This is a genomic window from Pseudomonas sp. AL10 (genome assembly GCF_029960685.1).
Lineage (GTDB): Bacteria > Pseudomonadota > Gammaproteobacteria > Pseudomonadales > Pseudomonadaceae > Aquipseudomonas > Aquipseudomonas lactis.
On sequence record NZ_JASBQZ010000025.1, the window covers coordinates 25933 to 48063 of the forward strand.

Consider the following 22131-nt stretch of genomic DNA (forward strand, 5'->3'; position numbering starts at 1 on the left):
AACACCGGTACGTTGATCGCTACACATTTTTTGGAATCGCCCAGCAAAGACTGCTTGGTAATCGGCAACGACTGCGATTCAGGCGAATCCACAGAAGTTGTATCAAGAAGGGAGCGTAGTCTACCGGAAAGGCGCTATCAGCTCAAACCTTGATCGCAGCTCTGTGGCAACCAATCCAATTGCACCTCACCCACCGACCGGGCCCATGCCCCCGCAACGCTTGGCACAGCCAGCAATTGCTCGCCCCGATAGACCAGCGGCAATCTGCCACGGACGAAGCCCGGCATGCCGCTTTCATTCAGCAGACGCTTGAGATCACGCCGGCCTCGGCCCGGTACGTCGATGATTTCGCCACCCTGGCGATATCGGATCACTAGCGGGCCTTCGGGAGCCTCGCCAATAAACTTCAGTTGGCCATTGCCCGTTAACTCTAGTGGATTTTGCGGATCGGGCCAGCTCACCGATGCGTCGGAAAACTCCGACCAAGTTGAAGGTAACCACCAGATGCGTTCACCGCTACGCTGCATTTGGCCGTCGGCCAGGCGCCACAGAGGCTGTGCGTCCCCCTTGGCATCGCGCAGGGCATGCCAACCAGCCCAGTGGTCGCTGTCCGGTAAACCGGTCAGTGGTATCAGCCAATGCCGCAGGGCGTTACGCTGGCGGGCATCGGATAGTTCACGCAATGGCTCAAGCGCCAGAGACGGCAGCGGCAACCAGGGAAACGTAGAAGGCTGATCGGCGCGCTGCAGGTCCATCAGCGCCAACTCGTCGAGCAGCCCTTGCGCCTCAGCCATGTGTTCAGCCGTGCGAGCCAGGTGGGTGATCGCCTGGGGCCAGCGTTCCGTCAGGGTTGGGAATACGCGGTGACGCAGGTAATTGCGGGAAAACCGTGGATCAGCGTTGGAGGGATCTTCGATCCACTGCAACTGATGCTGATGGGCGTAGGCTTCCAGCTCGCTACGAGAGAATGCCAGCAACGGCCGCACCAAGTGGCCCTGCGCTAAGGGGCGATGCTCAGGCATAGACGCCAACCCTCGCACGCCGGCGCCACGCAGCAGGCGAAACAGCAGGGTTTCGGCTTGATCGTCGCGATGCTGGCCAGTGAAAAGCACCTCCCCTGCCTCCATGACTTGCATGAACGCTTGGTAGCGCGCCTCGCGGGCCGCGCGTTCAAGGCTCGCACCGGGACTGACCTGCACGCGCATGACGCGCAAAGGTACGCCCAGGGCGTCGCAGACCGATTGGCAATGAGCAGGCCATGCATCGGCAGCAGCTTGCAGACCATGGTGGACATGAACGGCGCTGACAGGAGGCAGGTTTTCGATTTTGGCCAGTGAGGCCAAGAGGTGCAGCAGGACGGTGGAGTCGAGACCACCGGAGAACGCGATATGCCAGGCCGGCGCGTTGCGCCAGGGGGCCAGGGTGTGCAGGAGTGTGGCCGGCAGGGTTGGTTTCATCACACGTCACCGCCGCAAAGCTGGAATACGTTCGTCAGCATACACAAAGCAAATGTGGGAGCCGGGCTTGCCCGCGATGCAGGCACCTCGGTGTATCAGTGATACCAAGGTGATGCTATCGCAGGCAAGCCAGCTCCCACACAAGCCGGCTCCCACATTGGGTACAGCGTCGGCTTAGAGGCCGTAGCTCATCAGGCGCTCATAACGACGAGCCAGCAGCGCTTCGTTATCCAGCTTCTTGAGCATCGCCAGTTGCGAACCCAACTCGGCACGGATGGTCGCAGCGGCGGCAGCCGGGTCACGGTGGGCGCCGCCCAGTGGCTCGGCGATAACCTTGTCGACGATACCCAGGCCTTTGAGGCGATCGGCGGTGATGCCCATGGCTTCGGCAGCGTCCGGCGCCTTTTCGGCGGTTTTCCACAGGATCGAGGCACAACCTTCCGGCGAGATCACTGCGTAGGTCGAGTACTGCAACATGTTCAGTTGGTCGCAGACACCAATGGCCAGCGCACCGCCAGAACCACCTTCACCGATCACGGTGGCGATGATCGGGGTTTTCAGGCGGGCCATGACGCGCAGGTTCCAGGCAATCGCTTCGCTCTGGTTGCGCTCTTCGGCGTCGATACCCGGGTAGGCACCTGGCGTGTCGATGAAGGTCAGGATCGGCATCTTGAAGCGCTCGGCCATTTCCATCAGGCGGCACGCCTTGCGGTAGCCTTCCGGGCGCGGCATGCCGAAGTTGCGGCGTACTTTTTCGCGCACTTCACGGCCTTTCTGGTGACCGATCACCATCACCGGCTGGTCGTCCAGGCGAGCGATGCCGCCCACAATAGCCGCGTCGTCGGAGAAGTGACGGTCGCCGTGCAACTCATCGAACTCGGTGAAGATGTGCTCGATGTAGTCCAGGGTGTAAGGACGGCGCGGGTGGCGAGCCAGGCGCGCGATCTGCCAGCTGGTCAGCTTGCCGAAGATGTCTTCGGTGAGCGTGCTGCTCTTGTCTTGCAGGCGAGCGATCTCATCGCCGATATTCAGCGAATTGTCATTGCCGACCAGGCGCAGCTCTTCGATCTTGGCTTGCAGGTCAGCGATCGGCTGTTCGAAATCAAGAAAATTCGGGTTCATAAGCGTCCGTCTTGGGTCGACGGCCAAGGGGTGCCTGGCCAGCCGGTTGTCTATTCGCGCCCTACCTTAAGGGAGAGGCGCGTTTAGGTCGAGATTAAATGTTTAGTCGAGATCAGACTCATCTGACCGTCAACGGTATTGGAGGAAGACGTTGTCTCGCCCGAACTGGTCACGCAAAGCTTGAATCAAGCCATCAGCGGGATCAATTCGCCACGTCTCGCCAAACTGCAACATGGCCTTGGCATCGCTGCCCGTGTATTCCATGGTCACCGGGCATGCGCCACGGTGGCGTTTGAGCAAGTCCCCCAACCAGCGTAGCTGATCGCCTTTAAGCGCTTCGGTCTTGACCTTCAGGCGCAGGCTCTCGGCCAGATTGGTACGGGCATCTTCCATGCTCATCACCCGCTTGATACGCAGGCGCAGGCCACCGGAGAAGTCGTCATTGCTGACCTCCCCTTCCACCACCACCATGGCGTCGGTCTGCAGCAGCGACTGGGCGGAGTGGAACGCGTCGGCAAACAATGACGCTTCGATGCGGCCCGAGCGATCATCAAGGGTGATGAAGCCCATCTTGTCACCCTTCTTATTTTTCATCACCCGCAGGGCGATGATCATGCCGGCGACGGTCTGGGTATCCCGCGCCGGTTTCAGGTCGATGATGCGCTGACGGGCAAAACGGCGGATTTCGCCTTCGTACTCGTCAATCGGGTGACCGGTAAGGTACAGGCCCAAGGTGTCTTTCTCACCTTTCAGGCGTTCCTTGAGCGTCAGCTCCTTGGCCTTGCGATGGTTGGCGTAGACATCGGCATCTTCTTCGACGAACAGCCCGCCAAACAGGTCGGCGTGGCCGCTGTCATGGGTACGGGCAGTCTGTTCGGCAGCCTTGATCGCCTCTTCCATGGCGGTCAGCAGCACCGCACGGTTGCGGTCGATATTGGCCTGGTAAGCCTTCGGCTCATCATGGAAGTACGGGCCAAGACGGTCGAGTGCGCCGCTGCGGATCAGGCCATCGAGGGTACGCTTGTTGATGCGCTTGAGGTCCACCCGCGCACAGAAATCGAACAGGTCTTTGAACGGCCCGTCCTGACGCGCCTCGGTAATGGCCTCCACCGGGCCTTCGCCCACGCCCTTGATCGCGCCGAGGCCATAGATGATGCGGCCTTCGTCGTTCACCGTGAACTTGAACTCCGAAGCGTTCACGTCCGGCGCATCGAGGCGCAGCTTCATGGTGCGCACTTCCTCGATCAAGGTCACGACCTTGTCGGTGTTGTGCATATCCGCCGAGAGTACCGCCGCCATGAACGGCGCCGGGTAATGGGCTTTCAGCCAGGCGGTCTGGTACGACACCAGGCCGTAGGCGGCGGAGTGGGATTTGTTGAAGCCATAACCGGCGAATTTTTCTACCAGGTCGAAGATGTTACCGGCCAGGTCGGCATCGATGTTGTTAGTCGCGCAGCCTTCAATGAAACCGCCACGCTGCTTGGCCATTTCCTCGGGCTTTTTCTTACCCATGGCGCGGCGCAGCATGTCCGCACCGCCGAGGGTGTAGCCGGCCATCACCTGGGCGATCTGCATCACCTGTTCCTGGTACAGGATGATGCCGTAGGTCGGCGCCAGTACGGGCTTGAGGCCCTCGTACTGGTAGTCGGAGTGCGGGTAAGCCAGCTCGGCCCGGCCGTGTTTACGGTTGATGAAGTCATCCACCATGCCCGATTGCAGCGGGCCCGGACGGAACAGGGCCACCAGTGCGATCAAGTCTTCCAGGCAGTCGGGCTTGAGCTTTTTGATCAGCTCTTTCATGCCCCGGGATTCAAGCTGGAACACCGCGGTAGTTTCGGCTTTTTGCAGCAGGCTGTAGGTCGGTTTGTCGTCCAGCGGGATAAACGCGATATCCAGCGGTTCTTCGCCGACCTTGGCACGGTCGCGGTTGATGGTCTTGAGCGCCCAGTCGATGATCGTCAGGGTCCGCAGACCGAGGAAGTCGAACTTCACCAGGCCGGCCGCCTCCACGTCGTCCTTGTCGAACTGGGTGACCAGGCCGTCGCCTTCTTCATCGCAATAGATCGGCGAAAAGTCGGTGAGCTTGGTCGGCGCGATAACCACACCGCCGGCGTGTTTACCGACGTTACGCACCACGCCTTCGAGCTTACGCGCCATGTCCCAAATTTCAGCGGCTTCTTCATCGACCTTGATAAAGTCGCGCAGGATTTCTTCCTGCTCGTAGGCTTTTTCCAGGGTCATGCCGACTTCGAACGGGATCATCTTCGACAGGCGGTCGGCCAAACCGTAGGACTTGCCCTGCACCCGCGCTACGTCGCGGATTACCGCTTTGGCGGCCATGGAACCGAAGGTGATGATCTGGCTTACCGCGTTGCGGCCATATTTTTCGGCCACGTATTCAATCACGCGGTCACGGCCATCCATGCAGAAGTCGACGTCGAAGTCGGGCATGGAAACCCGTTCCGGGTTCAGGAACCGTTCGAACAGCAGGTCATATTCCAGCGGGTCAAGGTCGGTGATCTTCTGTACATAGGCCACCAGCGAGCCAGCACCTGACCCACGGCCCGGACCTACCGGTACGCCGTTGTTTTTGGCCCACTGGATAAAGTCCATCACGATCAGGAAGTAACCAGGAAATCCCATCTGGATGATGATATCCAGCTCGAAATTCAACCGGTCGACATACACCTGGCGCTTGGCTTCGTAGTCTTCGGTGGTGTCCTTGGGCAGCAGGACGCTGAGGCGTTCTTCCAGGCCATCGAACGACACTTTGCGAAAGTATTCGTCGATGGTCATGCCATCGGGAATCGGGAAGTTGGGCAGGAAGTGCTTGCCCAGCTTTACTTCAATGTTGCAGCGCTTGGCGATCTCGACGGAGTTCTCAAGGGCCTCGGGCAAATCGCTGAACAGCTCCGCCATTTCATCGGCGCTTTTGAGGTACTGCTCTTCGCTGTAGTTCTTCGAGCGGCGCGGGTCATCCAGGGCCCGGCCTTCGCCGATGCACACGCGGGTTTCGTGGGCTTCGAAATCTTCTTTCTTGATAAAGCGCACATCGTTGGTCGCCACCAGCGGCGCACCCAGCTTATCGGCCAGGGCTACAGCGGCGTGCAAATGCTCTTCATCGTTGGGGCGATTGGTGCGCTGCACTTCCAGGTAGAAACGGCCCGGGAATACCTGCATCCACTCGCGCGCCAGCACCTCGGCTTCCTGGGGGTTGCCGCCCAGCAGCGCGATACCGATTTCACCCTCTTTGGCCGCCGAGAGCATGATCAGGCCTTCGCTGGCTTCGGCCACCCACTCGCGCTCGATGATGATCGAGCCGTTGCGCTGGCCATCGATAAAGCCACGGGAAATCAGTTCGGTGAGGTTGCGGTAACCCACGCCGTTCATCGCCAGCAGGCTGATGCGGCTCAGGGGGTTATCCGGGTCTTTGTTGGACAGCCACAGATCGGCGCCGCAGATCGGCTTGATGCCGGCGCCCATGGCGTTCTTGTAGAACTTGACCAGGGAACACATGTTGTTCTGGTCGGTAACCGCGACCGCAGGCATGTTCATGCCCACCAGGGTTTTGACCAGCGGTTTGATCCGTACCAGGCCGTCGACCAGGGAGTACTCAGTGTGCAGGCGCAGATGAACGAATGAAGCCGGCATAGTGATCCTGTCTTGATACATGAAAACAACAAGGCCCGGATTGTACCGGGCCTGGGTAAAAACATCAGCCTTGCTGCTAAACCTCGATCAGACTTTCACGGGCCTCATAAGCCTGGCGTACCGGGGCAAACGAGCGGCGATGGATCGGGGTGGGGCCGAGCCGAGCCAGGGCTTCCAGATGAACGGGCGTCGGGTAGCCTTTATGGCCACCAATGCCGTAGCCGGGGTAGATCAATTCGAACGCGGCCATCTCACGGTCACGGCTGACCTTGGCCAGGATCGAGGCAGCGGCAATGGCGGGAACCTTGCTATCGCCCTTGACCACCGCTTCGGACGGCATCGTCAGCTTGGGGCAGCGGTTGCCGTCGATCATCGCCATTTTCGGGGTGATGTGCAGCCCTTCCACAGCGCGCTGCATCGCCAGCATGGTGGCGTGCAGGATATTCAGCTCGTCGATCTCTTCGACTTCAGCCCGGGCGATATGCCAGCTCAGGGCTTTTTCACAGATCTCGTCATAGAGCTTTTCACGACGGGCTTCGGTGAGCTTCTTCGAATCGTTGAGCCCCAGGATCGGGCGGTTCGGATCAAGGATCACCGCCGCCGTGACCACTGCGCCACACAACGGGCCGCGCCCTACTTCGTCAACACCTGCCACCAACTCGTGGGCTTGGGCGACGAGGCTGAAATCCAGGCCCATTTGCGTGGTCATAAGGCTTCCTGTTTATGGCCGATCAAGGTCAGCACGGCATCGGCCGCCTGGTTCGAGGCATCACGGCGCAACGTGCGGTGGATGTCGTCGAAACCACGGGTCTGCTCTTCGCCGCCGTCAATCAAGGGTAGTAGGGTTTTTGCAAGCGCTTCGGGCGTTGCATCGTCCTGCAACAACTCCGGCACCAGCAGGCGCTGGGCCAGCAGGTTGGGCAAGGAAATGTAAGGGCTCTTGACCATGCGCTTGAGGATCCAGAAGGTCAGTGGCGCCAAGCGATAGGCGACGACCATCGGGCGCTTGTACAGCAAGGCCTCAAGCGTGGCGGTGCCCGAGGCGATCAACACCGCATCGCAGGCTGCCAGGGCCAGGTGGGACTGGCCATCGAGCAGGGTCAACGGCAGGTTGCGACCTTCCAGCAGCGTTTCGATCTGCGCACGGCGTTGTGGGCTGGCGCAAGGCAGCACAAAGCGGATTCCCGGCTTTTGCGCCTGGAGACGTTCGGCGGCATCAAAAAACAGCGCTCCCAAACGTCCTACCTCGCCGCCACGGCTCCCTGGCATCAACGCAACCACGGGGCCATCGGGCAAGCCCAGCTCGGCACGTGCAGCCGTACGATCAGCTTGCAAGGGAATGGCGTCAGCCAGGGTGTGGCCGACAAAGCGCACCGGCACGCCCTTCTCTTCGTAGAACCGGGCTTCGAATGGCAGCAAGGTCAACATCAGGTCGCAGCCTTCGCGGATTTTCAACACGCGCTTCTGGCGCCACGCCCACACGGATGGGCTGACGTAGTGCACGGTCTTGATCCCGGCCTGGCGCAACTTGAGTTCGATATTGAGCGTGAAATCCGGCGCATCGATGCCGATAAAGACGTCAGGCTTTTCTTCGATCAGCGTCTTGATCAGCAGCTTGCGGCGAGCCAGCAGCTCACGCAGGCGCCCCAAGACTTCCACCAGCCCCATGACTGACAGGCGCTCCATGGGGAAGTAGGAGGTCAGGCCTTCGGCCTGCATCAACGGGCCACCGACGCCGATAAATTCCACCGCCGGATGCTGGGCCTTGAGCGCCCGCATCAAGCCAGCACCCAGGATATCGCCGGAAGCTTCACCGGCCACGAGCGCAATACGCAAAGTGGCCATGATCAGCGGGTGATGCCGCGAGTCGAGGTCTGGATAGAGTCACGGAACACCGCGACTTCCGGGAACTGCGTAGCCGGCTCGGCCAGTTCGGTCAGGGCCTGTTCGACGGTCAACCCTTGGCGGTAAACCGTCTTGTAGGCACGGCGCAAGGCGTGGATGGCCTCTTCACTGAAACCGCGACGACGCATGCCTTCAAAATTCATGCTACGGGCTTCGGCAGGGTTGCCGAATACCGTCACGAACGCCGGGACATCCTTGCCGATGGCGGTGCCCATGCCGGAAAAGCTGTGGGCGCCGATATGGCAATACTGATGCACCAGGGTAAAACCGGAGAGGATCGCCCAGTCATCAACGTGCACATGGCCTGCCAACGCAGTGTTGTTGACCAGGATGCAATGGTTGCCGATCACACTGTCATGGCCGATGTGCGCATAGGCCATGACCAGGTTGTGATCACCCAAGGTGGTTTCAGCGCGATCCTGCACGGTGCCGCGGTGAATGGTGACGCCTTCACGAATGATGTTGTGGTCACCGATGACCAGGCGTGTTTCTTCACCCTTGTACTTCATGTCCGGGGTGTCTTCGCCTACCGAGGAGAACTGGTAGATACGATTGTGTTTGCCAATACGGGTCGGACCTTTAAGGATCACGTGTGGCCCGATGACAGTCCCCTCGCCGATTTCCACACCTGCGCCGACGATCGACCAAGGGCCGACCTCAACGTCGGCGGCCAGTACGGCCGACGGATCGATGATTGCGCGAGGGTCAATCAAACTCATAGTTTGCGTTCCGCACAGATGATCTCGGCAGAGCACACCGGCTTGCCATCTACCGAGGCCTGGCATTCGAACTTCCAGATCTGGCGTTTGCAACTGATGAACTTGGCTTCCAGGATCAACTGGTCACCCGGGGTGACCGGGTTGCGAAAACGCAGCTTGTCCGAACCCACGAAATAGTAAAGCGTGCCGTCGGCAGGCTTGAGGTCGAGCATTTTGAAACCAAGGATACCGGCAGCCTGGGCCATGGCTTCGATGATCAACACACCCGGCATGATTGGATGCGCAGGGAAGTGACCGTTGAAGAATGGTTCGTTGATGCTGACATTCTTGTAGGCACGAATGCGCTTTTCCTCGACGTTGAGGTCCACTACGCGGTCCACCAGCAGGAACGGGTAACGGTGAGGCAGGTATTCGCGAATCTCGTTGATGTCCATCATTTCGGGGGGAAGCCTGTAATAAAGATTGGGGGCGGGCGCACCAGGCGCACGCCCCGCTAGCAAATCAAGGAGGCCGTCTAGCGGCTGTGCACACTTGATATGGAAATGGTATCAGCCTTCTGATGAAGCATTGTCGCCAGGGGTCACGTCCCCGACACGCTTTTCAAGCTGTTTGATACGTCGTGCCATGTCGTCGATCTTCCTCAAACGCGCGGCACTCTTGCGCCATTCGGCCGCAGGTTGCATCGCGGTACCGGACGAATAGGCCCCTGGCTCTGTGATCGAGTGGGTCACCATGGTCATGCCGGTGATGAAGACGTTGTCGCAAATATCGATATGCCCCACCAGCCCTACGCCACCGGCGAGCATGCAATGCTTGCCGATCTTGGTGCTGCCGGAAATACCCACGCAGGCGGCCATGGCGGTGTGATCGCCAATCTGCACGTTGTGGGCGATCTGGATCTGGTTATCGAGCTTTACACCGTTACCGATCACGGTATCGGCCAGGGCCCCGCGATCCACAGCAGTGTTCACGCCGATCTCCACATCGTCGCCGATCAATACGCCACCGACCTGGGCGATCTTGTGCCAGATGCCCTTGGCATTGGCAAAGCCGAAGCCCTCACCGCCGATCACGGCGCCCGACTGGATGACCACACGCTGACCGATACGCACATCGTGGTACAGGGTGACGCGAGGAGCCAGCCAGCCATCGGCACCAATTTCGCAGCGCGCGCCAATGAAACAGTGGGCACCCACGGTGACGCCTGCACCAATACGCGCCCCGCTCTCGATCACGGCAAACGCGCCGATGCTGGCCGCCGGGTCAACCTGGGCATCATCGGCGATCACGGCAGACGGGTGAATACCGCCGGCCGCTTTCGGCTTGGGATCGAACAGGTGCGACGCCTTGGCGTACGACAGGTACGGGTCGGCCACCACCAGCGCATCCCCGGTAAACCCTTCGGCGTCAGCGGCCTTCAGCAACACGGCTGCGGCCTGGCAGTCGACCAGGTATTTACGGTATTGAGGATTTGCGAGGAAGCTCAACTGAGCTGGGCCAGCCTCCTGCAAGGTGGCTAGCCCAGTGATTTCTTTCTCCTTGGAGCCACGCAAGGTAGCCCCCAGGAACTCGGCCAACTCGCCGAGTTTGATAGTCGCTGTCATGGTTTACTTCAGCTGGTTCATGCGCTCGATCACCTGGCGGGTGATGTCGTATTGAGGCTTGACGTCGATCACGGCGCCACGCTCGAACACCAGGTCAAAGGCACCTTTCTTGATGACTTCTTCCACAGCGCTGTCCAATTTCGGCTTGAGCTGCTTGAGCATTTCGCGGTCGGCCACAGCCTTGGCTTCGTTCAGCTCCTTGGATTGGAACTGGTAGTCACGGGCTTTTTGCTTGAATTCAAGCTCCAGACGCTCGCGCTCGCCTTGCTGCATCTTGTCGCCACCGGCTACCAGGCGGTCCTGGATGCCCTTGGCACTGCTTTCCAGTGTCTTGAGCTTGGTCAGTTGCGGACCGAACTTCTTCTCGGCATCCACGGCGTATCGCTTGGCCGCATCGGATTCCAGCAGGGCCATCTGATAGTTCAGAACGGCGATTTTCATTTCGGCGAAGGCCGGGGTGGTGACCAGCACAGTGGCCAACAAGACCAATTGAGTCAACTTACGCACGATGTACTCCTACAGAATCCGTTGTCGTTATCTTAGGTCAGACGCTTAGAACGTCTGGCCGAGGGAGAATTGGAAAATCTGGGTTTCAGCGTTATCCGGTTTCTTGATCGGCATGGCCAGAGCAAAGCTCAACGGGCCCAGCGCAGTCACCCAGGTCACACCCACGCCCACGGAGCTTGCCAGGTTACTGAGGCTCACGTCGTTGCATTGGGTGTTGGACTTCACGCCACTTGGGTTTTTGATCTGCTCGCACTTGGAGTCGAACACGTTACCCACATCCCAGAAGACCGACGTACGCAGCGACCGCTGGTCTTTCACGAATGGCAGCGGGAATAGAATTTCCGCACCACCCTGGATCAGCACGTTACCACCGAACGGAAGCGGGTCGTTGTCCGAGTCCACTTGCGTACCCTGGTTACCCGTAAATGCCTGGCCGCGGCTCGGCGTACCACGTGGACCCAAGGTGCTGTCCTTGAAGCCACGTACCGAGTTGAAACCACCTGCATAGTAGTTCTCGTAGAACGGCAAGCCATCGGTCGAACCATAACCGTCGCCATAGCCCAGCTCTGTGTGCAGGCGCATGGTGTAGTTATCGCTCAACGGCTGGAACAACTGGCCGCGGTAGTCGAGCTTGAAGAACGACAGGTCGCTGCCCGGCGTGGTGACTTCCGCAGTCAGGCTCTGGGAGTGGCCGCGGGTTGCCAGTACGCCTTTGTTCAGGGTCGACTCGGACCAGCCAGCAGACGCCTTGAAGTTCAGGAACTTGTCGCCTTCACGACGGGTGAAGTCGAAGATTTCGTCCACGGTGTACACACCGGTCTTGATCTCATCCTGCTGGGCGGTGAGGCCGAAGGTCAGGCGCGAGGTCTCGCTGATCGGGTAACCCACGTTGACACCGGCACCCAGGCTGTCGATCGCATAGCTTGCAACGTCAACATCGAGGTCTTTGTAGTCGGTGGTGCGGTAGAAGGCGTTGTAGCCCAGGCTCACACCGTCTGCAGTCCAGTAGGGGTCGGTGTAGCCGAAGTTGTATCGGCTCTGGTATTCGCTGCGGGTCAGGCCGATGGACACACGGTTACCGGTACCCAGGAAGTTGTTCTGCGTGATGGAACCACCCAGGATCAAACCGGCGCTCTGGGCGAAACCGACGCTGGCGGTGATCGAGCCCGAGGCTTGTTCTTCAACGGCGTAGTTCACGTCAACCTGGTCATCCACACCCGGTACGGCCGGGGTTTCGACGTTGACTTCCTTGAAGAAGCCCAGGCGTTCAAGACGGGTCTTGGATTGGTCGATCAGGTAGGTCGAAGCCCAGCCACCTTCCATCTGACGCATTTCACGACGCAGCACTTCGTCCGCAGACTTGGTGTTGCCACGGAAGTTGATGCGGTTGACGTAGGCACGCTTGCCTGGATCGACGACGAAAGTGATGTCCACGGTGTGGTCTTCATCATTCGGGGTCGGCACGCCGTTGACGTTGGCGAAGGTATAGCCTTCGTTACCCAGGCGACGGGTGATCAGTTCGGAGGTGGTGGTCATCAGCTTGCGCGAGAACACCTGGTCCTTCTGCACCAGCAGCAGGGACTTGACCTGGTCTTCAGGCACTTTCAGGTCGCCGCTGAGCTTGACGTCACGAACCTTGTACTTCTCGCCTTCGTTGACGTTGACGGTGATGTAGACGTGCTTCTTGTCCGGGGTGATGGACACCTGGGTCGAAGCGATGTCCATGTTGATATAGCCACGGTCCAGGTAGTAGGAGCGCAGGCGTTCCAGGTCACCGGAGAGTTTTTCACGGGCGTACTTGTCATCGTTCTTGAAGAACGACAACCAGTTGGTGGTCTTGAGTTCGAACAGGTCGACCAGGTCTTCATCAGGGAACTTGGTGTTGCCCACGACGTTGATGTGCTGGATGGCGGCCACGGTGCCTTCGTTGATGTTGACCTTCAGGCCCACACGGTTACGAGGCTGGGGGATCACTTCGGTTTCCACGGTCGCGGAGTAGCGGCCCTGGGCAACGTACTGGCGTTGCAGCTCGTTACGCACACCCTCAAGGGTCGCGCGCTGGAAGATCTCGCCCTCGGCCAGGCCCGATTGCTTCAGGCCCTTCATCAGGTCTTCAGTGGAGATGGCCTTGTTACCTTCGATCGCGATACTCGCGACGGAAGGTCGCTCGACGACCGTGATGACCAGGACGTTGCCTTCGCGACCCAGTTGGATATCTTGAAAGAACCCGGTTTTGAACAGCGCACGAGTGGATTCCACCAGGCGACGATCATCCGCCTGTTCCCCGACGTTCAACGGCAAGGCACCAAAGACGCTACCCGCGGAAACCCGCTGGAGGCCGTTGACGCGAATATCGGAGATGGTGAAGGACTCGGCGTGAACTTCGGCGATCATCAATACGGTGAGAACCGCAGTTAGCAGCAGACGTTTCATGAAGTCCTTTCTTATTCCAACTGGCAATAAACAAACTGCCGCAAAATGCGGCAGATTCGCAATTCAGCGAAGCGTTACAGACGTCCCAGATCGTTGACCAGGGCTAACAACATCACCCCGACCACCAAACTGATACCGATCTGTATCCCCCAACCCTGCACCCGATCCGACAAGGGGCGACCACGCACCCACTCGACCAGATAAAACAGCAGATGCCCCCCATCCAATACTGGAATGGGCAGCAAATTCAGAACCCCAAGGCTAATACTCAGATAAGCCAGGAAATTCAGGAAATCCGCGACACCCGACTGGGCAGAAGCGCCCGCCACTTTAGCAATGGTTATCGGTCCACTCAAGTTTTTTACCGAGAGCTCACCGAACAACATTTTCTTGAGGGATTCGAGGGTCAGCACGCTCATGGTCCAGGTGCGTTTCGCACCCTCGCCAATCGCGGCCAAAGGCCCGTAGCTGACCTCTCGCACCATCGATGGCGGCCACTCGACACCTTTGACCCCGGCACCCAGGTAGCCCCCGGCTGCCTTGGCTTCGCCTCGCACCGACAAGGTCACGGGGACGTCGATTTGAGCACCCTCGCGCTCAACTTTCAGCACAATTTTGGTATCAGGGCGTACACGCACCAGGTCGACCACCTGCTGCCAGTCACCCAGCGCCTGGCCATCGAGGGCCAGCAAGCGATCACCGGTTTTCAGGCCAGCAGCCTGGGCCGGGCCTTTCGGATCGAGCTCGGCCAGCACCGGCGGCAAGGCCGGACGCCAAGGGCGGATCCCCAGGGACTTGATCGGATCGGGCTCATCAGCGCCCTTGAGCCAATGGTCCAGCGCCAATGCCCGCGGGGTTTCGGCGCTGGAATCCTGGTCGCGCACCACCACATTGACGGTGCCGCTCTCGCCCAGGCGACGCACCAACTGCAAGTTGACCGCGCCCCAGCCCGTGGTGGGTTCGCCATCAATGGATACAATTTCCTGCCCAGCCGCCAGGCCAGCCTTGGCCGCGATGCTGTCCGCTTCGACCGCGCCAATGACCGGGCGCACCTGCTGGCTGCCCAGCATGGCCAAGACCCAGAAGAACACCATCGCCAACAAAAAGTTGGCAATCGGCCCCGCCGCAACAATCGCAATACGCTGACGAACGGTCTTGCGATTGAAGGATTGGTCCAACTGGTCTGCAGGCACTTCGCCTTCGCGCTCATCGAGCATCTTGACGTAGCCGCCCAACGGGATAGCAGCAATGACAAACTCAGTGCCGCGGCGGTCATGCCAGCGCAACAACGGCATGCCGAAACCGACGGAAAAGCGCAATACCTTGACGCCGCAACGACGTGCGACCCAGAAGTGGCCGAATTCGTGGAAGGTCACCAACACACCCAGAGCAACCAGGGTGCCGACAATCATGTAGAGCGCACTCATCTAATTTCTCCGCATCTCAATCCAATGCCTGAAGACTCAAACCTTAACGCGCATTGCGTTCCAACCATTGCCCAGCCAGGGCTCGGGCCTTGGTGTCGGCTTCAAACACCGCCTCCAGGTCATTCACCGCCACCACTGGCTCAAGCGCCAGGACGTCCTCGATGATACTCGCGATCTGCGGAAAGCGGATGCGCCGTTCAAGAAACGCGGCTACGGCCACCTCATTGGCCGCGTTAAGCATGGCCGGGGCACTGTTACCCGCCTCGGCCGCTTGCCGCGCCAGGCGCAAACACGGGAAACGCTGCTCGTCCGGGGCTTCGAAGTCCAGGCGCGCGATTGCAAACAAGTCCAACGGCGCCACGCCCGAATCAATGCGCTCCGGCCAGGCCAAGGCATTGGCGATCGGTGTGCGCATGTCCGGATTACCCAACTGCGCCAACACCGAACCATCCACGTAATCGACCAGGGAATGGATCACACTTTGTGGGTGAATCACCACCTCAACCTGGTCAGGCCGTGCATCGAACAGCCAGCATGCCTCGATCAACTCCAGGCCTTTGTTCATCATGCTCGCCGAATCCACAGAGATTTTGCGCCCCATGGACCAGTTCGGATGGGCACATGCCTGATCGGGAGACACATGCTCGAGCTCGGCCGACGGAGTCTGGCGGAATGGCCCGCCAGATGCCGTCAGCAGAATCCGGCGCACGCCGACCTGACTCAAGCCGCGGGCAAAATCACCGGGCATGCACTGGAAGATGGCGTTGTGCTCGCTGTCCAAAGGCAGCAACACCGCGCCGCTCTTGCGCACCGCTTGCATAAAGAGAGCACCGGACATGACCAAGGCTTCTTTATTGGCCAGCAGGATTTTCTTGCCAGCATCGACCGCCGCCAAGGTCGGGCGCAAACCTGCTGCACCGACAATCGCCGCCACCACGGTATCCACGTCAGCATCGGCCGAGACCTGGCACAACCCTGCCTCGCCGACCAATACCTGAGTGGCCAGCCCGGCAGCGCGCAGATCATCCTGCAGACGGCGAGCCGCAGCCGCCTCTGGCACCACGGCAAAGCGCGGCGAGTGACGCACACACAAGGCCAGCAACTCGCGCAAACGCGTGAAGCCGGTCAGGGCGAAAACCTGATAACGATCGGGGTGACGGGCGATCACATCCAGTGTACTGAGCCCGACCGAGCCGGTCGCGCCCAGCACCGTAACCTGCTGCAGGCGGCTCACGAAGCGATCATCCACAACAGCACGGCAAAGATCGGTAGCGCAGCGGTGAGGCTGTCGATACGGTCAAGCACACCGCCATGACCTGGCAGCAGGTTACTGCTGTCCTTGATGCCAGCCTGGCGCTTGAACATGCTCTCGGTAAGGTCGCCCACCACCGAGATGAAGACGACGATAGCCGCCCCCAGCAAGGCCAGGAGTACTTCCTTTACCGACCAGTCACGCACCACACCGACCACCAGGGTGATCAGCAGCGTCAAAGCCAGGCCGCCGTATACGCCTTCCCAGCTCTTGCCTGGGCTGACGGCCGGGGCCAGCTTGCGCTTGCCAAAGGCTCGACCCGAGAAGTAGGCACCAATGTCAGCGCCCCATACCAACACCATCACCGCTAGGATCAACTCGTTGCCAAGAGGGTAACGCTTGATCTCCACCAACCCTTGCCAGGCCGGCAACAGGATCGCTAGGCCAATCACCAGCTTGCAGGCCACGCTGGACCATTGGCCACTGGTGCGCGGATAGGTGAGCACCAGGAAAGTCGCCAGCGCCCACCACAACACGGCAGCCCCCAGCACCCAGGGCGCGATGTCCGGCAGGATGTACATGAAGAACAACAACAGCGCGACCACAGCGGCGTAGACCACACGCGGCAATTGGTTGACGAAGCCTGCCAGGCGCGCCCACTCCCAGGCCCCAAGGGTCACGACCAGGCCGATGAACAGCGCAAAGCCGGAACCGTCGAGCAGGAAAAAACCGCACAAGGCAATCGGCAGCAGGATCAGCGCCGTGATGATTCGTTGTTTAAGCATTTAAACCCGGGCTCCAGCTTCGATCTGCTCGCTCGTTTTACCGAAGCGACGCTGACGGGAAGCGAAATCGGCCAGTGCATTACGCATGGCATCGTGTTTGAAGTCCGGCCAGAACAGGTCGGAGAAGTACAGTTCGGTGTAGGCCAACTGCCACAGCAGGAAATTGCTGATGCGATGCTCGCCACCGGTACGAATACACAAGTCCGGCAACGGCAGGTCGCCGGTCACCAGGCAGGTTTGTAACAGTTCGGGCGTGATGTCGTCCGGGCGCAGATGACCGGCCTGCACTTCGCGGGCAAGCCGCTGCGCAGCCTGGGCGATATCCCACTGGCCGCCGTAGTTGGCTGCGATCTGCAACACAAAACGGTTACTGCCGGCAGTGATGGCCTCGGCTTCGCGCATGGCCGTTTGCAGTTCCGGATGGAACCGCGAGCGATCACCAATGATGCGCAGACTGATGTTGTTGTCATTGAGGCGCTTGGCCTCACGACGCAGGGCCTTGAAGAACAGGTCCATCAAGGCACTGACCTCATCGGCGGGCCGCTGCCAGTTCTCACTGGAGAAGGCGAACAAGGTCAGCACTTCGACCTTGGCCTCGGCGCACACCTCAATCACCGCCCTTACCGCGTCAACACCCGCTTTATGCCCGGCAACACCCGGCATAAAGCGTTTTTTCGCCCAGCGATTATTCCCATCCATGATGATCGCGACATGGCGCGGCACCACGGAGGGCACAGTCTGCTTGGTCTTTTCCATGAAGGCGTCCTGACCCCTTATACGGCCATCAGGTCCTTTTCTTTTTCTTCGGTCGCCTTGGTGATCTGGGCTTCGGCGTCCTTGGTCAGCTTGTCGATATCAGCGACGGCACGGCGCTCTTCGTCTTCGCTGATTTCCTTGTCCTTGACCAGCTTCTTCAGGTCGCCCAACGCATCGCGGCGGATGTTACGCACGGCAACGCGCGCATCTTCAGCGGCACTGCGCGCCTGCTTGGTGAAGCCCTTGCGGGTTTCTTCGGTCAGCGCAGGCATGGAGATCAGCAGCAACTCGCCCAGGTTGGTCGGATTGAGGTTCAGGCCAGCACTCTGGATAGCTTTGTCGACGGCAGCGAGCATGTTGCGCTCGAAGGCAACAACTTGCAGGGTACGCGAATCCTTCACGGTCACGTTGGCCACACCGCTCAGCGGGGTGTCAGAACCGTAGTAAGGCACCATCACGCTGCCCAGGATGCTTGGGTGCGCCTTGCCAGTACGGATCTGGCCAAAGGCGTGGCTCAAGGATTCCAGAGATTTCTGCATACGCGCCTGGGCGTCTTTCTTGATTTCGTTGATCATTGTTGGCCTTCCTCGATCAGAGTCCCTTCTGCGCCGCCGTGTACGATATTCAGCAGGGCGCCGGGCTTGTTCATGTTAAATACGCGCAGCGGCATCTTGTGGTCGCGGCACAGACAGATAGCGGTCAGGTCCATGACACCCAGCTTGCGATCCAGTACTTCATCGTAGGTCAGATGATCGAACTTCTCGGCATGCGGGTCTTTGAATGGGTCTGCAGTGTATACGCCATCCACCTTGGTCGCCTTCAGCACCACGTCAGCATCGATTTCGATAGCACGCAGGCATGCGGCCGAGTCAGTGGTGAAGAACGGGTTACCGGTGCCGGCGGCAAAGATCACCACTTCCTTGGAGTTCAGGTGGCGCATGGCTTTGCGGCGATCATAGTGATCGGTCACGCCAACCATGGAAATAGCCGACATCACGATGGCCGAGATGTTGGCGCGCTCCAGGGCGTCGCGCATGGCCAGGGCGTTCATCACAGTGGCCAGCATGCCCATGTGGTCGCCGGTAACCCGGTCCATACCGGCAGCACTGAGTGCCGCACCGCGGAACAGGTTGCCACCCCCAATCACCAGGCCGACCTGCACGCCGATACCGACCAATTGGCCGACTTCCAGCGCCATGCGGTCAAGCACCTTGGGGTCGATCCCGAACTCTTCCGAGCCCATCAGGGCCTCGCCGCTGAGCTTGAGTAGAATGCGTTTATAGCGAGCCTGATAACCACTGCCCTGCTGAGCCATTGCGAATCTCTCCTGCGGCGTATTTTTTAAAAATTCTTGGCGAGCCGTTTTACGGCTTGCGTTCACTCTAGCTGGACGCTGTCACAGCGCCATCGGAACACGGCTTTGTAAGCCAGTTCCGAGAGGAAACCAAATAAAATTGGCCTTCCCATTTGAAAAGAGGCTGCGCGCGTGAGCGGGCAGCCTCTTTCGGCGACAGTTTGGAACTGTCTTATTGCTTGGCGGCAGCCAGCTGGGCAGCAACTTCTTCAGCGAAGTTGTCGACCGGCTTCTCGATACCTTCGCCTACTTTGAAGTAAGTGAAGGAAACGATTTCAGCACCGGCTTTCTTGGCCAGTTCGCCAACCTTGATTTCAGGGTTCTTGACGAACGCCTGCTCAACCAGGCTTGCTTCAGCCAGGAACTTGCTGATGCGGCCTTTGATCATGTTTTCAACGATGTTCTCTGGCTTGCCGGCGATCTTGTCGGCGTTGAGGCTCAGGAACACAGCTTTTTCACGTTCGATTGCGTCGGCAGACACTTCCGAAGGCAGCAGGAACTCAGGGTTGCTTGCAGCAACGTGCATTGCGATGTCTTTAGCCAGCTCAACGTCGCCGCCTTTGAGAACAACTGCAACACCGATCTTGTTGCCGTGCAGGTAACCACCAACCACATCACCTTCAACGCGAACCAGGCGACGGATGTTGACGTTTTCGCCAACCTTGCCGACCAGTACCAGGCGATCAGCTTCTTGAGCTTCGATCAGCGGAGCGGCGTCAGTCATTTTCTCGGCGAACGCTTTTTCAACGCTGGCAGCAACGAATGCCTTGAAGTCGTCCTGCAAAGCCAGGAAGTCGGTCTGGGAGTTCACTTCCAGCAGAACGGCGGATTTGCCGTCTTCTTTCAGAGCGATAGCGCCTTCAGCAGCCACGTTGCCTGCTTTCTTGGCAGCCTTGATGGCGCCGGAAGCACGCATGTCATCAATGGCTTTTTCGATGTCGCCGCCGGCCTTGGTCAAGGCCTTTTTGCAATCCATCATGCCTTCGCCGGTACGCTCACGCAGTTCTTTAACCAACGCTGCAGTAATCTCTGCCATTTCAAAATCCTCTTGGATAGGTTTTCAACCATTCCACCCGATCAAACGGGCGATCAATTCTTCCCGAATCTCCGTTGTAGGCCGCTGCACGTTACAAATGATGTAGCTGCGCTGCCGACAAATGGTTTTCGAGGTGGCAAAAAGGGGGCCAAGCCCCCTTTTTGCTTACTGAGTCAACGCCAGGGCGTCAATTACTCAGCGGCAGCTACCGGAGCTTCTTCAACGAACTGCTCGGTACCACCAGCAACGTGGTTGCGACCACGGATTACAGCGTCAGCCATCGAACCCATGTACAGCTGGATAGCGCGGATTGCGTCATCGTTGCCTGGGATGATGTAGTCAACGCCTTCCGGGCTGCTGTTGGTATCGACTACGCCGATAACCGGGATGCCCAGCTTGTTGGCTTCGGTGATCGCGATGCGCTCGTGATCAACGTCGATAACGAACAGTGCGTCAGGCAGACCGCCCATGTCCTTGATACCACCCAGGGAACGATCGAGCTTTTCCAGGTCACGGGAGCGCATCAGCGCTTCTTTCTTGGTCAGCTTGGCGAAAGTACCGTCTTCGGCTTGTACTTCAAGGTCACGCAGACGCTTGATGGAAGCACGGATGGTTTTGAAGTTGGTCAGCATGCCGCCCAACCAGCGGTGATCGACGTACGGCGAACCGCAACGTGCTGCTTCTTCAGCAACGATCTTGCCAGCGGAACGCTTGGTGCCGACGAACAGGATCTTGTTTTTGCCCTGGGCCAGACGCTCTACGAAAGTCAGTGCTTCGTTGAACATTGGCAGGGTTTTTTCAAGGTTGATAATATGAATCTTGTTACGCGCGCCGAAAATGTACTTACCCATTTTCGGGTTCCAGTAACGGGTCTGGTGACCGAAGTGCACACCGGCCTTCAGCATATCGCGCATGTTGACTTGGGACATGATAGTTCCTTAATAAGTCGGGTTTGGCCTCCACGTATCCCAATGACCAACCAGCGGCATCAAGGCCTCCGGCACCCAGGTCATCGTGTCGACACGTGTGTGGATTTAAGCTTTGCGGGGTATCCCCGGAAAGCGGCGCATTTTATACCACAGCATCGGCAAAAACGAAACCCGCAATCACACTTGCCGGTCGTCGTCTTTGCGTAAGCCCTTGAATACAGCCAACATGCCTCTACCTCATAGAGAGAAGCGATCACCAGATGCGCATGATTTGCCAGCATCGTCTGTTAGAATCGCGTTTTTTGGGACTTGCGCGAATGCTGTAACCCTTTGTCGCGCCCCCGTGAACCGTATTGATTTCAGCGCGTCGCGCTAGAGAGAGCCTGTATGACCGTTACCTTGAAAACCGCCGAAGACATCGCAGGCATGCGCGTTGCCGGCAAACTGGCTGCCGACGTGCTGGAAATGATCGCCGAACACGTCAAGCCCGGCGTCACCACCGAAGCGCTGGACCGCATCTGCCACGACTATATAGTCGACGTGCAAAAAGCCATCCCTGCCCCACTGAATTACAAAGGCTTCCCCAAGTCGATCTGCACCTCGATCAACCACGTGGTCTGCCACGGCATTCCCGGTGACAAGCCACTGAAGGACGGCGACACCCTGAACATCGACGTCACGGTGATCAAGGACGGCTACCACGGCGACACCAGCCGCATGTTCCACGTCGGCAATGTACCGGTGTGGGCCGAGCGCCTGTCCCAAGTCACCCAGGAATGCATGTACAAGGCCATCGAAATCGTCAAGCCCGGCTGCCGCCTGGGTGACATTGGCGAAGTGATCCAGAAGCACGCGGAAAAGAACGGTTTCTCGGTGGTGCGCGAATTCTGCGGCCACGGTATCGGCAAAGTGTTCCACGAAGAGCCGCAGATCCTGCACTACGGCCGCGCCGGCACCGGCATGGAACTCAAAGCCGGCATGACCTTCACCATCGAGCCGATGATCAACCAGGGCAAGGCCGACACCAAGGTGCTGGGCGACGGCTGGACCGCCATCACCAAGGACCGCAAGCTCTCGGCCCAGTGGGAACACACCCTGCTGGTCACCGACACCGGCTATGAGATTTTCACCCTGCGCGCCGACGACACCATCCCACGCGTTTCGGCCTGAAGGTTGCCCAGGTTTTCCCACAGC

The 22131-nt window shown here is 59.2% G+C and carries 19 protein-coding genes; 1 reads left to right on the plus strand and 18 read right to left on the minus strand.

Annotation, left to right across the window (positions count from 1 at the left end; translation table 11 throughout):
- Nucleotides 1–137: 137 nt before the first annotated feature.
- From tilS to rpsB, 18 genes are all read right to left on the minus strand, one after another.
- Nucleotides 138–1457 (minus strand): tRNA lysidine(34) synthetase TilS, encoded by a 1320-nt coding sequence (gene tilS / locus QK296_RS20140; protein ID WP_003189184.1) that lies wholly within the window; start codon nucleotides 1455–1457, stop codon nucleotides 138–140.
- Nucleotides 1458–1631: 174 nt separating this feature from the next.
- Entirely contained in the window at nucleotides 1632–2579 is a 948-nt protein-coding gene (locus tag QK296_RS20145; protein WP_003189182.1) for an acetyl-CoA carboxylase carboxyltransferase subunit alpha, read from the minus strand.
- 129 nt (nucleotides 2580–2708) lie between these two features.
- On the minus strand, nucleotides 2709–6230 hold the full coding sequence (gene dnaE, locus QK296_RS20150) for a DNA polymerase III subunit alpha (protein WP_032893179.1): 3522 nt from the start codon (nucleotides 6228–6230) through the stop codon (nucleotides 2709–2711).
- 76 nt (nucleotides 6231–6306) lie between these two features.
- A complete protein-coding gene (gene rnhB / locus QK296_RS20155) occupies nucleotides 6307–6939 on the minus strand; it encodes a ribonuclease HII (protein ID WP_032900444.1) in 633 nt (210 codons plus the stop codon).
- On the minus strand, nucleotides 6936–8075 hold the full coding sequence (lpxB, locus tag QK296_RS20160) for a lipid-A-disaccharide synthase (RefSeq protein WP_282391224.1): 1140 nt from the start codon (nucleotides 8073–8075) through the stop codon (nucleotides 6936–6938). Before lpxB ends, rnhB begins: the two co-directional genes overlap by 4 nt.
- Nucleotides 8076–8077: 2 nt before the next feature.
- Entirely contained in the window at nucleotides 8078–8854 is a 777-nt protein-coding gene (gene lpxA, locus QK296_RS20165) for an acyl-ACP--UDP-N-acetylglucosamine O-acyltransferase (RefSeq protein WP_003189175.1), read from the minus strand.
- Nucleotides 8851–9291, minus strand: a complete 441-nt coding sequence (gene fabZ, locus QK296_RS20170) for a 3-hydroxyacyl-ACP dehydratase FabZ (RefSeq protein WP_003172281.1) — start codon at nucleotides 9289–9291, stop codon at nucleotides 8851–8853. The genes lpxA and fabZ overlap by 4 nt, the downstream gene beginning before the upstream one ends.
- A gap of 111 nt (nucleotides 9292–9402) precedes the next feature.
- On the minus strand, nucleotides 9403–10458 hold the full coding sequence (lpxD, locus tag QK296_RS20175) for a UDP-3-O-(3-hydroxymyristoyl)glucosamine N-acyltransferase (protein ID WP_003189174.1): 1056 nt from the start codon (nucleotides 10456–10458) through the stop codon (nucleotides 9403–9405).
- Nucleotides 10459–10461: 3 nt separating this feature from the next.
- Entirely contained in the window at nucleotides 10462–10965 is a 504-nt protein-coding gene (locus QK296_RS20180; RefSeq protein WP_003189173.1) for an OmpH family outer membrane protein, read from the minus strand.
- 45 nt (nucleotides 10966–11010) lie between these two features.
- Nucleotides 11011–13398: an outer membrane protein assembly factor BamA gene (gene bamA, locus QK296_RS20185; protein WP_003189171.1), complete on the minus strand. Its 2388-nt coding sequence runs from the start codon at nucleotides 13396–13398 to the stop codon at nucleotides 11011–11013.
- A gap of 74 nt (nucleotides 13399–13472) precedes the next feature.
- Nucleotides 13473–14825 (minus strand): sigma E protease regulator RseP, encoded by a 1353-nt coding sequence (rseP, locus tag QK296_RS20190; RefSeq protein WP_282391225.1) that lies wholly within the window; start codon nucleotides 14823–14825, stop codon nucleotides 13473–13475.
- Nucleotides 14826–14868: 43 nt separating this feature from the next.
- On the minus strand, nucleotides 14869–16059 hold the full coding sequence (ispC, locus tag QK296_RS20195; protein WP_034134916.1) for a 1-deoxy-D-xylulose-5-phosphate reductoisomerase: 1191 nt from the start codon (nucleotides 16057–16059) through the stop codon (nucleotides 14869–14871).
- Nucleotides 16056–16862: a phosphatidate cytidylyltransferase gene (locus QK296_RS20200; protein ID WP_003189168.1), complete on the minus strand. Its 807-nt coding sequence runs from the start codon at nucleotides 16860–16862 to the stop codon at nucleotides 16056–16058. Before QK296_RS20200 ends, ispC begins: the two co-directional genes overlap by 4 nt.
- A complete protein-coding gene (uppS, locus tag QK296_RS20205; protein ID WP_003189167.1) occupies nucleotides 16863–17618 on the minus strand; it encodes a polyprenyl diphosphate synthase in 756 nt (251 codons plus the stop codon).
- A 17-nt stretch (nucleotides 17619–17635) separates the two neighbouring features.
- Nucleotides 17636–18193 carry a ribosome recycling factor gene (gene frr, locus QK296_RS20210; protein ID WP_003189163.1) on the minus strand — a complete coding sequence of 186 codons (558 nt, stop codon included), beginning with the start codon at nucleotides 18191–18193 and terminating at the stop codon, nucleotides 17636–17638.
- Nucleotides 18190–18933 (minus strand): UMP kinase, encoded by a 744-nt coding sequence (gene pyrH, locus QK296_RS20215; protein WP_003189161.1) that lies wholly within the window; start codon nucleotides 18931–18933, stop codon nucleotides 18190–18192. Before pyrH ends, frr begins: the two co-directional genes overlap by 4 nt.
- Before the next feature lie 211 nt (nucleotides 18934–19144).
- A complete protein-coding gene (gene tsf / locus QK296_RS20220; RefSeq protein ID WP_003189160.1) occupies nucleotides 19145–20008 on the minus strand; it encodes a translation elongation factor Ts in 864 nt (287 codons plus the stop codon).
- Between the two features lie 191 nt (nucleotides 20009–20199).
- Entirely contained in the window at nucleotides 20200–20937 is a 738-nt protein-coding gene (rpsB, locus tag QK296_RS20225; protein WP_003189158.1) for a 30S ribosomal protein S2, read from the minus strand.
- A 387-nt stretch (nucleotides 20938–21324) separates the two neighbouring features.
- On the opposite strand from rpsB, the gene map reads away from it, so the two are divergent.
- Nucleotides 21325–22107: a type I methionyl aminopeptidase gene (gene map, locus QK296_RS20230; RefSeq protein ID WP_003189156.1), complete on the plus strand. Its 783-nt coding sequence runs from the start codon at nucleotides 21325–21327 to the stop codon at nucleotides 22105–22107.
- The last annotated feature ends 24 nt before the right edge of the window (nucleotides 22108–22131 follow it).

Coding starts and splice junctions, on each gene's coding strand:
- QK296_RS20145 (WP_003189182.1), bottom strand. CDS start 2,579: ATGAACCCGAATTTTCTTGATTTCGAACAGCCGATCGCTGACCTGCAA.
- map (WP_003189156.1), top strand. CDS start 21,325: ATGACCGTTACCTTGAAAACCGCCGAAGACATCGCAGGCATGCGCGTT.
- bamA (WP_003189171.1), bottom strand. CDS start 13,398: ATGAAACGTCTGCTGCTAACTGCGGTTCTCACCGTATTGATGATCGCC.
- frr (WP_003189163.1), bottom strand. CDS start 18,193: ATGATCAACGAAATCAAGAAAGACGCCCAGGCGCGTATGCAGAAATCT.
- lpxB (WP_282391224.1), bottom strand. CDS start 8,075: ATGGCCACTTTGCGTATTGCGCTCGTGGCCGGTGAAGCTTCCGGCGAT.
- rnhB (WP_032900444.1), bottom strand. CDS start 6,939: ATGACCACGCAAATGGGCCTGGATTTCAGCCTCGTCGCCCAAGCCCAC.
- dnaE (WP_032893179.1), bottom strand. CDS start 6,230: ATGCCGGCTTCATTCGTTCATCTGCGCCTGCACACTGAGTACTCCCTG.
- rseP (WP_282391225.1), bottom strand. CDS start 14,825: ATGAGTGCGCTCTACATGATTGTCGGCACCCTGGTTGCTCTGGGTGTG.
- tsf (WP_003189160.1), bottom strand. CDS start 20,008: ATGGCAGAGATTACTGCAGCGTTGGTTAAAGAACTGCGTGAGCGTACC.
- lpxA (WP_003189175.1), bottom strand. CDS start 8,854: ATGAGTTTGATTGACCCTCGCGCAATCATCGATCCGTCGGCCGTACTG.
- QK296_RS20200 (WP_003189168.1), bottom strand. CDS start 16,862: ATGCTTAAACAACGAATCATCACGGCGCTGATCCTGCTGCCGATTGCC.
- pyrH (WP_003189161.1), bottom strand. CDS start 18,933: ATGGCTCAGCAGGGCAGTGGTTATCAGGCTCGCTATAAACGCATTCTA.
- uppS (WP_003189167.1), bottom strand. CDS start 17,618: ATGGAAAAGACCAAGCAGACTGTGCCCTCCGTGGTGCCGCGCCATGTC.
- rpsB (WP_003189158.1), bottom strand. CDS start 20,937: ATGTCCCAAGTCAACATGCGCGATATGCTGAAGGCCGGTGTGCACTTC.
- tilS (WP_003189184.1), bottom strand. CDS start 1,457: ATGAAACCAACCCTGCCGGCCACACTCCTGCACACCCTGGCCCCCTGG.
- lpxD (WP_003189174.1), bottom strand. CDS start 10,458: ATGACAGCGACTATCAAACTCGGCGAGTTGGCCGAGTTCCTGGGGGCT.
- fabZ (WP_003172281.1), bottom strand. CDS start 9,291: ATGATGGACATCAACGAGATTCGCGAATACCTGCCTCACCGTTACCCG.